Annotated in this window: 13 protein-coding genes; 9 read left to right on the top strand and 4 right to left on the bottom strand. The window is 54.5% G+C overall.

Annotated elements, in window-relative coordinates; genetic code table 11:
• Window positions 1–81 precede the first annotated feature (81 nt).
• The 3 genes from KB235_RS07010 to KB235_RS07020 all read left to right on the top strand — a co-directional run bounded on the left by KB235_RS07010 (window position 82) and on the right by KB235_RS07020 (window position 3,340).
• Window positions 82–969, top strand: a complete 888-nt coding sequence (locus KB235_RS07010; RefSeq protein WP_034814755.1) for a class I SAM-dependent methyltransferase — start codon at window positions 82–84, stop codon at window positions 967–969.
• A 125-nt stretch (window positions 970–1,094) separates the two neighbouring features.
• Entirely contained in the window at window positions 1,095–2,306 is a 1,212-nt protein-coding gene (locus tag KB235_RS07015) for an acetate kinase (RefSeq protein ID WP_034814757.1), read from the top strand.
• A gap of 443 nt (window positions 2,307–2,749) precedes the next feature.
• The gene (locus tag KB235_RS07020; protein WP_034814759.1) at window positions 2,750–3,340 is read left to right on the top strand and encodes a 3D domain-containing protein; all 591 of its coding nucleotides are present in this window, start codon (window positions 2,750–2,752) and stop codon (window positions 3,338–3,340) included.
• A gap of 39 nt (window positions 3,341–3,379) precedes the next feature.
• Here KB235_RS07020 and KB235_RS07025 read toward each other — a convergent pair whose 3' ends face one another.
• The gene (locus KB235_RS07025; RefSeq protein ID WP_034814761.1) at window positions 3,380–3,817 is read right to left on the bottom strand and encodes a universal stress protein; all 438 of its coding nucleotides are present in this window, start codon (window positions 3,815–3,817) and stop codon (window positions 3,380–3,382) included.
• A 183-nt stretch (window positions 3,818–4,000) separates the two neighbouring features.
• Here KB235_RS07025 and KB235_RS07030 point away from each other — a divergent pair, with 183 nt between their 5' ends.
• Together KB235_RS07030 and KB235_RS07035 are read left to right on the top strand one after the other, a co-directional pair.
• A complete protein-coding gene (locus tag KB235_RS07030) occupies window positions 4,001–4,726 on the top strand; it encodes an SDR family oxidoreductase (protein WP_211780843.1) in 726 nt (241 codons plus the stop codon).
• A 10-nt stretch (window positions 4,727–4,736) separates the two neighbouring features.
• On the top strand, window positions 4,737–5,459 hold the full coding sequence (locus KB235_RS07035) for a metallophosphoesterase family protein (RefSeq protein ID WP_211780844.1): 723 nt from the start codon (window positions 4,737–4,739) through the stop codon (window positions 5,457–5,459).
• A 36-nt stretch (window positions 5,460–5,495) separates the two neighbouring features.
• Here the strand turns inward: KB235_RS07035 and KB235_RS07040 are convergent, their stop codons facing one another.
• Window positions 5,496–6,593 (bottom strand): M24 family metallopeptidase, encoded by a 1,098-nt coding sequence (locus KB235_RS07040; protein ID WP_034814879.1) that lies wholly within the window; start codon window positions 6,591–6,593, stop codon window positions 5,496–5,498.
• A 160-nt stretch (window positions 6,594–6,753) separates the two neighbouring features.
• Between KB235_RS07040 and KB235_RS07045 the strand changes: the two genes are divergently transcribed.
• Window positions 6,754–8,064 carry a DRTGG domain-containing protein gene (locus KB235_RS07045; protein ID WP_034809290.1) on the top strand — a complete coding sequence of 437 codons (1,311 nt, stop codon included), beginning with the start codon at window positions 6,754–6,756 and terminating at the stop codon, window positions 8,062–8,064.
• A 41-nt stretch (window positions 8,065–8,105) separates the two neighbouring features.
• On the opposite strand, the gene KB235_RS07050 is transcribed toward KB235_RS07045, so the two are convergent.
• Window positions 8,106–8,420 (bottom strand): YtpI family protein, encoded by a 315-nt coding sequence (locus KB235_RS07050; protein ID WP_034809293.1) that lies wholly within the window; start codon window positions 8,418–8,420, stop codon window positions 8,106–8,108.
• A gap of 77 nt (window positions 8,421–8,497) precedes the next feature.
• On the opposite strand from KB235_RS07050, the gene KB235_RS07055 reads away from it, so the two are divergent.
• A complete protein-coding gene (locus KB235_RS07055; protein WP_051690242.1) occupies window positions 8,498–9,463 on the top strand; it encodes a DHH family phosphoesterase in 966 nt (321 codons plus the stop codon).
• 16 nt (window positions 9,464–9,479) lie between these two features.
• Here KB235_RS07055 and KB235_RS07060 read toward each other — a convergent pair whose 3' ends face one another.
• The gene (locus KB235_RS07060) at window positions 9,480–9,671 is read right to left on the bottom strand and encodes a YtzJ family protein (protein ID WP_034809296.1); all 192 of its coding nucleotides are present in this window, start codon (window positions 9,669–9,671) and stop codon (window positions 9,480–9,482) included.
• A 101-nt stretch (window positions 9,672–9,772) separates the two neighbouring features.
• Here KB235_RS07060 and dnaE point away from each other — a divergent pair, with 101 nt between their 5' ends.
• Together dnaE and KB235_RS07070 are read left to right on the top strand one after the other, a co-directional pair.
• Window positions 9,773–12,943, top strand: a complete 3,171-nt coding sequence (gene dnaE, locus KB235_RS07065; RefSeq protein WP_211780845.1) for a DNA polymerase III subunit alpha — start codon at window positions 9,773–9,775, stop codon at window positions 12,941–12,943.
• A 77-nt stretch (window positions 12,944–13,020) separates the two neighbouring features.
• Window positions 13,021–13,575, top strand: coding sequence for a FadR/GntR family transcriptional regulator (locus tag KB235_RS07070; RefSeq protein ID WP_034814771.1), 555 nt, complete (start codon window positions 13,021–13,023; stop codon window positions 13,573–13,575).
• Window positions 13,576–13,577 lie beyond the last annotated feature (2 nt).

A 13,577-nucleotide genomic window follows, 5' to 3' on the forward strand; every position in this document is an offset into this window, starting at 1 on the left:
CCGGAATCGTCTACACTAATAGAAGTGAAACGACCGGCTCTCAGTTAGAGAGCCGGTTTTGTATGGAAAGGATGAACGAAGATGGAACGATTCGAACAACTGTACCGAGATTGGAAACAAGATGTGAAAAAATTGGTGGCTGACCTAGATGTCTTACCGCTCGAAGCGTTGATTGAAGTGCTAGAGCGCGTCGACGTGGCGTCAGAGGACATGGATGATGTACGGAAGGCGGTCAGCCTGCTCGTCCTCGAGGAGACGACGACGCTCCCCCCGAACCATCAGCCGACGCCGGATGCGGTCAGTCTGTTTATCGGGTATTTGGCGACGAAGCTCGTCGAGGACAAGGCGACGCTACTCGAGCTCGGCAGCGGCACGGGCACGCTCGTCCATGCCGTGTTGTCGCAATTGAACGAGGCGACGGCACAGGCCGTCGAAGTCGATGAGACGATGCTCCGCTTGTCTTATGCCATCAGTAACCTGCTCGAGAAGCCGGTTTCCTATTTCCATCAAGACGCGCTCGAGCCGCTGTTCGTTGAACCAGCAAACTTGACGCTCGTCGACTTACCAATCGGCTATTATCCGAATGATGAGGTGGCGAAGACGTACGATCTGCACCGGACCGACGGCCACGCGTACGCTCACTTTCTGATGATGGAACAGGCGATGCGGCATACGGTTCCGGGTGGTCACGGCCTTTTCGTCATCCCGAACAATTTGTTTGAACAAGATGACGAAGGGAAATTAAAACAGTGGATGGACCGAGAGGCCGTCGTCAAAGGCGTGCTTCAGTTGCCTACGACGATGTTTAAAGACGAGCGGTATGCGAAGAGTTTGCTCCTGCTTCAAAAGCTCGGAGAAGGCGTCAAACGACCGAAACAAGCGCTCCTCGTCGAACTGCCATCGTTCACGGACGTCCGCGCTGTCGCCAATATCGTGAAACAGATTGATGATTGGTTTAAAACAACATAATTTTATTAGGCAAAAGACTTGAAAAACATATGTCATATCAAGTATCTTCATTATGATACAGTTATCGGTTTTCAAAAGAACAGATAAAGATACCCGTTTAAATCGAAAGGTAAGAGGTGTATGACATGACAAAAATTATGGCAGTCAACGCAGGTAGTTCGTCATTGAAGTTCCAACTTCTCGAAATGCCGTCTGAACACATGCTCGCGGTCGGTCTCGTCGAGCGCGTCGGGAAAGACGATGCAATCTTCACAATCAAATACGGCGAAGGACAGAAGTTCAACGTCGTGACACCGCTTCACACGCACAAAGAAGCGGTCGAGCTCGCGCTCGAAAAATTGATTGATCTCGGAATCATCGCATCGTTCGATGAAATCGCAGGGGTCGGGCACCGTGTCCTTCACGGAAAAGAGTTGTACGCAGATTCGGTCGTCATCGACGATGAAGTCATGAAGAATATCGAATCGTTCGTTGAACTCGGACCGCTCCATATCCCACCGAACTTGACAGGGATTCGTGCATTCCAGACGATTTTGCCGAACGTCCCGCAAGTCGCGGTGTTCGATACGGCGTTCCACCAATCGATGCCGGAAGAGAACTTCTTGTACAGCCTCCCGTACGAGTATTACACGGAGCACGGTGTCCGGAAATACGGTTTCCACGGGACGAGCCACAAGTACGTGACGCAACGTGCGGCCGAGCTTCTCGGACGTCCGCTCGAAGACTTGCGCCTCATCTCGTGCCACCTCGGCAGCGGTGCGTCAATCGCAGCGGTAGCCGGTGGTCGTTCAATCGATACGACGATGGGCTTCACACCACTCGAAGGAATCACGATGGGAACGCGCTCGGGATCGCTTGACCCGGCCCTCATCCCGTTCCTCATGCAGAAGACGGGCAAGTCAGCTGAAGACGTCTTGAACGTCATGAACAAAGAGTCGGGCGTTTACGGTCTCTCGGGGATCTCGAGTGACTTGCGTGACATCGAGCAGGCGGCAGCTGAAGGCAACCATCGTGCCGAAGTGTCACTCAAAATCTTCTCGAACCGCATCCACGGCTATATCGGACAATACGCGGCAGAGATGAACGGTGTTGACGCCATCATCTTCACAGCCGGCGTCGGGGAAAACTCGGACGTCATCCGTGAGCGTATCCTCCGTGGCCTCGAGTTCATGGGCGTTTACTGGGACCCATCACTCAACAACGGTGCACGCGGCAAAGAGTTGTTTATTAACTATCCGCATTCACCAGTCAAAGTCATCATCATCCCGACGAATGAAGAGTTGGTCATCGCGCGCGACACGGTCCGTATCGCGAACCTCGTCGAGACACACGCCTAATCAATCGTAACGTAAGGCCATCTTGTTCACATAGAACAAGATGGCCTTTTTTTAGTGCTGTGGACCTAATTCACGCAAATTCTCGATAGGAGAATGGTCAGCTTAGTGATCCTCGTTTGTAACAATCAGGACGAAAAAACGAAACTTTGTAACGATCACGTCATAATAAAACCATTAAATGTAAATTAATATTACGAAAGTTCAATCCTTGGTGTAATAACGTCATCATTCTTTAAAAACAAGAACTTTTGTAACATAACCGTAACTTTCATGTCACTCAAATGAAGTTTAGTTGTAAACGCATATCGTCTAGATTCGTCATATAGTTATCTGGACGAAACATACTCGTCTTGACTCATCGGATTACTGTACGCGTATCGAACACCTTAGAACATGACAACATGAACAACGACAAACAAACCGACTAGGAAAGGACGAACCACATGCTAAAAAAAATTGGAACGGTCTTATTACTGACGGTCATGACATTCGCCATGCTATTACCACAACAACAAGTCGAGGCAGCTTCTAAAACGTATGTCCAAAGCCAAGTGAACGGGTTGAACGTTCGGGCGGCGGCGCACGTGGAAGGGAAAGTACTCGGGAAGATCAATAAAGGGCACCAGTTGGAGCGCACCGGTTCGAAGGGCGCTTGGATTCGCGTCAACTATAAAGGGAAGACGGCCTGGATCGCCACGAAATACTTACGCACGGTCAAACCGGTCGCCAAGTCGAGCGTGAAAACGTATACGATGAACGCATCGGCCTACACGCCTTACTGCAAAGGCTGCTCGGGCAAGACGGCACTCGGCTGGAACGTTCGCACGCAAAAACATAACGTCGTCGCGGTCGACCCGCGCGTCATCCCGCTCGGTTCGAAAGTACAAGTGTACGTCGGCGGGAAGTTGATGGGGACTTACACGGCGGCAGACACGGGTGGCGCGATTAAAGGGAACAAAATCGATATCTTGATGTACTCGCAAAGTGCAGCGCTCAAGTTTGGGCGCAAGACGGTCACCGTCAAAGTGTTATAAATGAAAAAGAGACCAGCGCCGGCGCTGGTCTCTTTTTCATTATTGACGGACGATGAGGACGTCGCACTTGGCATAGCGGACGATGCTCTCGGAGACGCTACCGATGAAGAAGCGCTCGACGGCGTTCAAACCAGTCGCGCCACAGATGATGAGGTCGATTTCATTGTTCGGTGCAATCTTCTTGGCGATCGTCACTTTCGGGGAGCCGTACTCGATGACGGTCTCGACTTCTTTGACGCCCCGCTCACGGGCACGGTTGACGTAGTCATCGAGCAACTCTTTCGCATACGTCTCGGCGCGCTCGGTGATTGTCCGGTCATACGCCTCGACCGTGGCGAACGTCCGCGTATCGATGACGTGACCGATATACAGCTTCCCATCGTTACGAAGCGCGACGTCGATAGCTGTTTCGAATGCACGTTCCGCCTCTTTCGAGCCGTCGACGGCAGAGAGGATATGTTTGTAGACAATTGCCATGTAAATCCCAACCTTTCGCTTGAAATGTACGTGCGGCTTACATGTATAGTATACCACTTCTATAAAAATTCACGCCCGCTTCTGGCGAGATTGTGTGAAAATTTCACAACTTTCTTCGCGAGCAGGTTGAAGTTTGGAAATGGGGCGCGGGAACGGGTAAGATGTTACAGAGGAGGGATGACGATGAAACACGTGGTCATCACGGCCGGGGCCAAAGGGATCGGCCGGGTTGTGACAGAACGGTTGTTAGAGGAAGGATGGCACGTCAGCGTGCTACAACGGAGTCCGATTGATTGGACGCACGAACGGCTACATATGATTGAAGCGCCGCTCACGGACCGAGAAGCGGTGCTTGACGGTTTCGAGCAGGCGGTGGCGCGGTTCGGTGAGCCGGATGCGCTCATCTTGAATGCAGGGCCCTACATCTTCGACCGCAAATGTCTCATCGACTTATCGGACGAAGAGTGGGACGAGGTCATCACTGGGAACTTGTCGGCCTCGTTTTGGCTCATGCGGCGGGCCATCCCCGCAATGCGCGCGAAACGGTTCGGGCGCATCATCACGTACGGCTTTCCGGAAAGCGCGACGGCCCCGGGCTGGCTGCATCGCTCCGCCTTCGCCGCAGCGAAGACCGGTCTCGTCAGTTTGACGAAGTCGGTGGCGCTCGAAGAGGCGGCCCATGGAATCACGGCGAATATGATCAACCCGGGGAACATCGTCGGGGCGCAAAAAGAAATGCGGATTGACGCAGCCGAGGCCGACGACCAGACACCGGTCGGTCGGCACGGGACAGGCGAGGACATCGCCCGGATGATCTTGTTCTTGCTCGCCGAAGAGTCGGACATGGTCACGGGAGCAGTCATCGATGTGACCGGGGGCGTGAACGTCGTCCATCAATACCGGAAGTGAGGGGATTCAGATGAAATTGGCCATCTTGACGGATATCCATGGGAACGTCCAGGCGCTCGATGCCGTCTTCAACCAGTTGGACGCGGCAGGCGTCACGGACGTGTGGAGTCTCGGGGATATGATTGCGATGGGGCCGGACTCGAACGAGGTCATGGCCCGTCTGCTCGACCGCGGCGTCCAGATGATCACGGGGAATCACGATGAGGCCGTGCTGTCGCTCCTTGAAGGGAAAGGCCATCCTGCGAGCTATGCGCATACGCGCCCGCACCACGAGTGGGTCGCCCGGACGTTGCGTCCGGAGTACGCCGATGTTTTATTTCAGTTACCGCGAACGATAGACCGAGTCGTAGGCAACGAGCGGGTTTATGGTATCCATTATCATATTCCTTTGGCGAAGCGAGCGGCGCCGATTGTCGAGGACCCGTTCCATGAGATTCTCGAGGCGACGCTTCCGAACATGCAACAACTGTTCGGCGACTATGAGGCGGACATCATCTGCTTCGGACATCATCACCCGATCCATTCGTTCGAGGACGAGTCGAAGCGCTACCTCAACCCAGGTGCGCTCGGCGTCGCGCGGGACGACTTGGCTCGATACGGCATCCTCTCACTCGATGAGTCCGGGGTCTCGATCGCGCTACAGGCCGTACCGTATGATAAGCGTGCGTTTCTCGAACGGATGGAACGGTTTGATGTGCCACAACGGGACGTCATGTATCGTTTGTTTTATTAAGTCCATAAGAAAAACCAGCCGCGCGGGCTGGTTTTTTTATTTGATCTCTTGAAGTGCTTTCGGATAACTCGTCAACAAGATCGGGCCGCTCTCGGTCATGACGACGTCGTCCTCGATACGGACACCGCCGACGCCTGGAAGGTAGATGCCAGGTTCGACTGTGAACGTCATCCCGGCTTGGGCGGTCATGTCGTTGTTGGCTGCCATCGATGGGAACTCGTGGACTTCGATGCCAATCCCATGGCCCACGCGGTGCGTGAAGTATTCACCGTATCCGGCCGTCGTGATCACTTGACGGGCTGCGATGTCAATCGAGCCGAGCGTCGCGCCGAGGTTCGCCGCGTCGATTGCGGCGAGCTCTGCTTGGAGGACCGTCTCGTATATCTCGCGCTGTTTCGTGCTGGCCTCGCCATATACGACGGTCCGCGTAATGTCGGAGCAGTACCCTTGCCAGACGACACCGAGGTCGAACAAGGCGAAGTCACCTTGCTTCAACCGGTTGTTTCCCGGTACACCGTGCGGGTCGGCGCTGTTCTCGCCGAAGAGGACGAGCGTGTCGAAGGACATCTCACGGACGCCTTGTCTCTTCATCGCATACTCGATTTCGGCAATGACCTCGAGCTCGGTCACGCCTTCAAGGAGGGCGCGAATCCCCGCCTCGATGGCCATGTCGGCGAGTTCGGCGGCGCGCTTCATGACACGGACCTCGTCTTGCGACTTGATCATGCGGAGCGCTTGCAACTCCTCGGTCAAATCGATGATTGAAAGTCCGGCGAAACCGGCCCGGAGTTGTTCGACCCGGTTATATGTCAAATGCTCGCCTTCGATGCCGATGCGCTCTGGGACGATTTGTTGGTCGAGGAACAGTTTGACGACTTTGTCCCACGGGTTCTCATGGTCCATATAGGTGACGATGTCGCCCGTCCAGTCGCTCGCCTCGACAATCCCTTTCTCAAGGGCGGGGCAGACGATGGCCGTCGTCCCGTTCTTCAAGACGAGGATGGCAATGAGCCGTTCGTGGGCCTCGGCGTAGACGCCTGAGAAATAAAAGACGGACGCTTTCGAGGTGATGAACGCGGCGTCCAACCCTTTCGTCGCCAAAGATTGTGCGATTTGGTTCGTTCGTTGGTTCAAGTCGATCCCTTCCTTCTCGTTCAATGATGTTCGAACTCATTATATCGTTTTCAAAATCAGAAAGGAAATGTAACCATTTCATTAGTACAGTTTGAACAAGTTGGACTGATACAGTATACTAAAAGTGACAGAAAATGTATTAAGGGAAGGGACTCGTGACATGACAACAAAACATGAACAGATCATTGCACATATCGAGTCGCTCGATGTGGGAGCCAAGATTTCTGTTCGCCAAATCGCAAAAGAGTTGGCGGTCTCAGAAGGAACGGCTTACCGGGCCATCAAAGAAGCCGAGAACTTGGGATTCGTCTCGACAATCGAACGGGTCGGCACGATTCGCATCAAGCGGAAGCATAAAGAGAACATTGAAAAGCTGACGTTCGCCGAAGTCGTCAACATCGTCGACGGGCAAGTGCTCGGCGGTCGCGACGGCCTTCATAAGACACTCTCGAAATTCGTCATCGGTGCGATGAAGCTCGAGGCGATGATGCGTTATATCGACGTCGATTCGCTCGTCATCATCGGGAACCGGGAGAAAGCACACGAGCTCGTCTTGCAGTCTGGCGGAGCCGTCCTCATCACCGGGGGCTTCGATACGACGGACGAAGTGAAGCGAATGGCCGATAAATACAGCATGCCGGTCATCTCGACGTCGTATGACAGCTTTACGGTGGCGACGATGATCAACCGGGCCATCTACGACCGTTTGATTAAAAAGGAGATTTTACTCGTATCCGATATCGTCATCCCGCTGCACGACACGTTCTACTTGAAGGCGGACGATACGGTGAAGCGTTGGCACGAATTGAACGAGCGGACGAAACATAACCGCTATCCCGTCATCGATGACCAAATGAAAGTCGTCGGGGTCATCACGGCGAAGGACATCATCGATCGGTCTCATGACACGGAGATTGAGAAAGTGATGACGAGAAGCCCGATCACCGTTGGCGTCCAGACGAGCGTGACAAACGCCGCCCATCAGATGGTATGGGAAGGCATCGAGATGTTGCCGGTCGTCGACAACTATGGCCGTCTACTCGGCATCATCAGTCGACAGGATGTGTTAAAAGCGCTCCAGCTCGCCAACCGGCAGCCACAAGTCGGCGAGACGTTCGACAACATGATCACGAACCAGTTGAAAGAAGACCCGACCTCGAACGGGACGGCGTTCACCGTCGAAGTGGCACCGCAGATGACGAGCCATATGGGGACGGCATCGTCAGGCGTGTTGACGACGCTCCTCGTCGAGGGGGCGACGCGAAGCTTGCGTCACATGAAAAAAGGGGATCTCGTCGTCGAGAACATCACCGTCTATTTCATGAAGCCGATTCAAATCGAGAGTCAAATCCGCGTCTCGGCCAACGTGTTCGATCTCGGACGGAAGTTCGGGAAAGTTGACGTCGAGATGACGCAAGGGACGCAACTCGTCGCCAAGGCGCTCGTGACGGCACAATTGATTGACCGCTAATAAAAATGAGCTGATGGATTCATCAGCTCATTTTTATATCATCACGATTGGTGAATCGGTTCATCGGCAGCGAGCGGATAGAGTTTCCGGTAGCGGATGAACCCGACGATGGCATTGCCGACACCGAGAACGAGCATGACGATGCTGACAATCCAGCCGACGGTCGAGTCGAGAATGAACCCGCCAATCATTTGGTTGATCGCGAACAAGGCGAGGAACATGCTGAGCCAAATGAGGGCCTGCGTGTTGAACAATGCTTTTCGATACGGCGTTTTCGTAAGATAGGCACGTCGTTTATAGACGAAGTAAGCGCCGAGGGCAAACAGGATGAGCCCGATCAGAACAAGTTGAGCCAAGTGAAGAAACCCCTTTCAGACAAGTAATCTGTTATCATCATACCATAGAATAACGTTCAAGAAAGCGAGGAATGGCTATGGCACATTGGCCAGAAGCAGCAAGCATCAAACAAGCAATCGAAGAGGCGAAGACGATTTTGATTCACCGCCACGTCCGTCCGGACCCGGATGCCCTTGGCAGTCAGTTGGGGCTAAAACGCATCATCGAACGCGCGTATCCAGAGAAGGACGTGTATGTCGTCGGTGGAATCGTGCGCGATTTAGAGTTTTTAGGGAAGATGGAACACGTCGAACCGGAGATGTACGACGAAGCGCTCGTCCTCGTCCTCGATACGGCCAACCACGAGCGAATTGACGGGCCACATGCGCTCAAAGGGAAGAGGGTCGTCAAAATCGACCATCACCCGGATGAAGATCCGTACGCGACACAACAGATCGTCGACACGTCGGTCAGTTCGACGTCTGAGATGATTGCTGAGCTCGCAGAGGCGTGGGGGCTCGCGCTCGACGAAGAATCAGCCTTCCTCTTGTTTGCCGGCATCGTCGGGGACACGGGGCGTTTCCAGTTCCGTAACGCGACGCCACGGACGTTCGAAGTGGCGGCGAAGCTGTTATCGTTCGGCATTGACACGGGCCGGCTATATCGTCAAATGTATAAGACCGATTTGGCGACGTTGCAACTTCAAGGTTATGTCTTACAAAACGTCCACGTGACGGACGCGGGGGTCGGCTATGTGAAAATCGATGCGGATGTGCTCCGGACGTTTCATGCGACGCCCGAGGCGGCGTCACAACTCGTCAACAGCTTCTCGGGGCTCGAAGGCTTAAAGTGTTGGGTCATGTTCGTCGAGAACAAGGATGAGATTCGCGTCCGCATCCGTTCGAAAGGCCCGGTCATCAACGAGGTGGCGAAGCGGTATCGTGGCGGCGGGCATCAAATGGCCGCCGGAGCGACGATTGACAAGTGGGAAGAGATGGAGGACGTCATTGCGGCGCTTGACGAGGTGGCGCATCCGTATACGTTCGAAAATGAAGAGAGCTGACCGCGGTCAGCTCTCTTCATTTTGTCTCGTCTGCTTTTGGGATGAACCACGTGCCGCGATCGGTCACGTCCTCGACGACATCGAGTTGATATTCGGTGATGTACTTGCGGAGCCGTTCGATGATCTCCGGGCTGTCGGCGAACACGGTCTGTCCATTTTGCAAATCTGCCAGTTTATCGCGCGCGATTTGTCCCCGATTAATAATCATACGCTTTTACCCCCTTTTACGATGACTTTTGTCTATAATTATTGTATCAGAGAAGTGGTGATAGGAGTTTGACAATAATCAAAAAAGAGAGGAGGGGTCAGATGCTTCATTTGAATGTCCAATCGGCGTATAGTCTGATGCAGAGCACGGTTCGGTTGGAAGCCTATGTGGCACAGATGGCCGAACGTGGTAGCCGTGCCGTGGCGCTCGCCGACGACGCATATTACGGCGTCCCTCAATTTTTTCGGCTGTGTGCGCGTTATAACGTCAAACCGGTCATCGGTTTGCGTACGGTGCTACGGGTCGGCGGGCTGGACGTGGCGGTGCTCGCGTACGCTGTCGAGGCGAGCCACATCGAACAGTTGTACCGGTACGTTGGGGGAGGGGCAATCACCGAAGCGACGGAACTCGCCATCGTCGTCTTACCTGATAATTGGAAGACGAGCGACCCGATGCATCGTCGTCGCCTCTTCCATCAATTGCTCAATCACGTAAAAGAGGACCGACTATGGCTCGGTCTGCCTGCACCGCAGACGACAGAGCACGTCCTCGTGTTGAAGCAGCTGCGGGCAATGCGTGAGGAACTCGGTGTCCGGCTCATCCCCGCTCCGGAGACGCGGTATATGCGCCAGGACGACTTTGAGGCGTATCGCGCTTTGGTAGCGATCGGGGAAGGGGACGTCATCTCGGAAGAGGACATCCATCACCGAGGGCGCCATGTGCGTCTGCCTAGCGAGATGAACGATTGGTTCGATGCAGACGAGCTCGCCGAATTGGAGCGTTTCGAGGCAGGCGTCGAGCCGATTCAGTTGCCGGAAGCGGCTGCTGCCATCCCTGAATTGTCGGAAGCCTATCCACGATTGAAGCGGCTCGTCGCCGAACGGCTAAAGCAGAAGGGGTTGCTCCGTGAACCGTATCTCGAGCGGGCGCGCTATGAACTCGAGGTCATCGAACGGACCGGCTTCGCCTCGTACTTCCTCATCGTCGAGGACATCGTTCGTTTCGCCAAGGGTGAAGCGATTGAAGTCGGGCCGGGGCGCGGATCTGCGGCCGGTTCGCTCGTTAGTTTCGCCCTCGACATCACCGAGGTCGACCCGGTTCAGTTTGACTTGCTGTTCGAGCGTTTCTTGAACCCGGAACGTGTATCGATGCCTGATATCGATTTGGACTTCGAAGACGAGCGCCGTGAGGAAGTCGTCCGCTACGTGCTCGAGAAGTACGGGGCACATCATGCCGCCCAGATTGGGACGCTTGCCACGTTCGGGGCGAAAGCGGCACTCCGCGACGTCGCCCGTGCCCTCGGCATGACGCTCGAAGAAGGGCAGGCGGCCAGCAAACAAGTGCGCGATGACGGTCTTCAAGGCGTGCGGTCTAATCCGACGAAGATGAAATGGTTCGCCGGCAGTAAGAAGCGGTCCCAGTTATTGAAGATCGCCTCGGAGCTCGAGGGATTGCCCCGCCAAGCCTCCATCCATGCCGCCGGACTCGTCCTCAGCCGGGAGGCGTTAGAGAACGTCACGCCGCTCCAACCGACGGATGGCGAACAAGTGACGCAATATAATATGAAGGATCTCGAGGCGCTCGGTCTTTTGAAAATTGATTTACTCGGCTTGCGGAACTTGACCCGGCTCCGGCAGATGGAGACGCTCATCCGTGAGTCCGACGCGATGTTCTCGTTGAAGACGATCCCGCTCAACGATGCGAAGACGCTTCGTCTGTTGGCCCGTGGTGACACGGATGGCATTTTCCAATTCGAGTCGGATGGGATGAAACAGGCGCTCCGTCAAGTGAAGCCTTCCGCATTCGAAGATATCGTCGTCACGATGTCGCTCTATCGTCCGGGACCGATGCAGTTTATCGAGACGTACGCGAAGCGCAAGCACGGCATGCCCTATCAGCCGGTCCACCCGGTCGTCGGTGAACTGATGACGACGACGCACGGCGTCCTCGTCTATCAGGAGCAAGTGATGCGTCTATTGCGTGAACTGGCCGGTTACTCGTACGCCGAGGCGGATTTGGTACGACGGGCCATCGCCAAAAAAGATGTCGCGACGATCGAAGTCGAGAAGGCGCGTTTTCTCGAGCGGTCTGCCGCTTCTTACGGAGAGGACTCGATGCGTCAAGTGTTCTCGTGGATCGAGAAGTTTGCCGGCTACGGATTCAACCGTTCGCACGCGGTCGCATACAGCCTGATCAGCTACCGGCTCGCCTATGTGAAAGCCCATTTTCAACGGGTGTTTTATGTCACGACGTATGACAAGACGAGTCAACTCGTACGGATGTTGCGAAAAGATAAAATCCCAATCTATCCGCCTGACGTGTTACACGGACAAGCCGGCCCGTTCCTTGAAGGTCCGGGCGTGCGACTCGGGCTCAAGGCGATCCTAGGCTTGACGAAGCGGGACGTCGAGCGTTTAATCGCGCATCATGAAACGTTTAAGGATGTAGGACAGTTGCGAGAGTTGATGGAGTGGGGCGCAAAAGACGAGTTGAAGCTGCGGCGATTGCTCGGTGCCGGTGCGCTCGATCGCCTCTATCACGGTGAGCGTAGACAAGCGTTCCTCGCCGTGACGCGTCTACGCGAACAAGCGGATACCCATCTCTTGCCGGATGAACTGTCCGCGCTCGGTTTGAAACGGACAGAGCCGGTCGAACCGAACTGGTCGGAAGAAGAGCGGGAGGCGCTCGGGACGTGGATCGTCCATTCACCATTAATGACAGTCGCACCGCTCAATGTGACGACCGTGACGCTCGATGAAGTATCAGTGGGGGAAAGGGGATTTGTCGTCGTATACGTCGATGCGATTCGCACGTTCAAAACGAAGAAGCATGAGGACATGGGTGTGATGATGGTCGACGACGGCGTCACCCAAGACGAAGTCGTCATCTTCCCGCGCGTGTTCCAAGCGTTCGGCCGATCGCTCTATAGCGGCAACGTCCTATTGCTCGAAGTCCATTCGAATGAGCGTGACGGCCGCCGCCAATGGATCGTCGAACGCGTGCGGCCATTGCACGGGCAGGCGTTGTTCGTCCGTCTTCGGCGCGAGACGTTCGCGGAGCTCGAAGAGTTGCTACATGCGTCACCGGGCGATGTGCCGGTCGTCTGTCGCTTTTCGGACTCGAAAGAAGTGAAGCAGCTCGCTTCCGCGTATTCGGTCAATCCGACGGAATCGTTGATGCAGGCGTTGAAGAAACGGTTCGGTGAGACGGAAGTCGTCTTGAAACGAGTGGACTCGAAAATGGCTGGTACGAAAACTAGTACCAAGTCATAAAAAGTGGTATAATCTGATTAATTGGTCTGACCACTTTAGAGAGAATGCCATGTTAAATAAGGGAGTTGAACGGTCAGATGCATGGAAAACACGCGTCCTCATTTCACGAAAACATTTCGAAAATACGTTCGTTAATCGTTCAGGCGTCATTGAAACCGGGAGATCGTCTCCCGTCAGAGCGCGAACTCGCCGAGACGTTGTCGATTAGCCGGTCCTCGGTCCGAGAAGCGTTGCGCGCCCTCAGTTTTTTAGGGATCGTCGAGACGCGGCACGGTGGCGGCACGTTCTTGTGTGAGCAAGATCGACATCGCTACATCGAGATTTTGTCTGAGTTTATCGTGACGAAGCAGACGAAAGCGACCGACATTGTCGAGATGCTCCGTTTGCTCGAACGATTGGCGTTCTCAGAAGTCGAACCGACGAGAGAGCGCGTGCAGGCGCTCGAAGCGGTCTTGACCTCGGACCGCTTGTTCCGTCAACAGCTCATCTTCAGTTTGAAGAACGAGTTGTTCATCCGCATTTGGAGCGAGGTCAACCGCTTTTATGATGGGACGGAGACAGGTGACTTATATAGCCTAGACGAACGAACGGAACTGTTTGAAATGTGGCGTAAAGTGGGGATGCCGGAATGAAC

Source organism: Exiguobacterium alkaliphilum (assembly GCF_018138125.1).
Classification (GTDB): Bacteria; Bacillota; Bacilli; order Exiguobacteriales; family Exiguobacteriaceae; genus Exiguobacterium; species Exiguobacterium alkaliphilum.

Excerpts from the sequence above, each read along its gene's own strand:
- KB235_RS07010 (WP_034814755.1), top strand. The coding sequence starts at position 82 with ATGGAACGATTCGAACAACTGTACCGAGATTGGAAACAAGATGTGAAA.
- KB235_RS07015 (WP_034814757.1), top strand. The coding sequence starts at position 1,095 with ATGACAAAAATTATGGCAGTCAACGCAGGTAGTTCGTCATTGAAGTTC.
- KB235_RS07020 (WP_034814759.1), top strand. The coding sequence starts at position 2,750 with ATGCTAAAAAAAATTGGAACGGTCTTATTACTGACGGTCATGACATTC.
- KB235_RS07025 (WP_034814761.1), bottom strand. The coding sequence starts at position 3,817 with ATGGCAATTGTCTACAAACATATCCTCTCTGCCGTCGACGGCTCGAAA.
- KB235_RS07030 (WP_211780843.1), top strand. The coding sequence starts at position 4,001 with ATGAAACACGTGGTCATCACGGCCGGGGCCAAAGGGATCGGCCGGGTT.
- KB235_RS07035 (WP_211780844.1), top strand. The coding sequence starts at position 4,737 with ATGAAATTGGCCATCTTGACGGATATCCATGGGAACGTCCAGGCGCTC.
- KB235_RS07045 (WP_034809290.1), top strand. The coding sequence starts at position 6,754 with ATGACAACAAAACATGAACAGATCATTGCACATATCGAGTCGCTCGAT.
- KB235_RS07055 (WP_051690242.1), top strand. The coding sequence starts at position 8,498 with ATGGCACATTGGCCAGAAGCAGCAAGCATCAAACAAGCAATCGAAGAG.
- KB235_RS07060 (WP_034809296.1), bottom strand. The coding sequence starts at position 9,671 with ATGATTATTAATCGGGGACAAATCGCGCGCGATAAACTGGCAGATTTG.
- dnaE (WP_211780845.1), top strand. The coding sequence starts at position 9,773 with ATGCTTCATTTGAATGTCCAATCGGCGTATAGTCTGATGCAGAGCACG.
- KB235_RS07070 (WP_034814771.1), top strand. The coding sequence starts at position 13,021 with ATGCATGGAAAACACGCGTCCTCATTTCACGAAAACATTTCGAAAATA.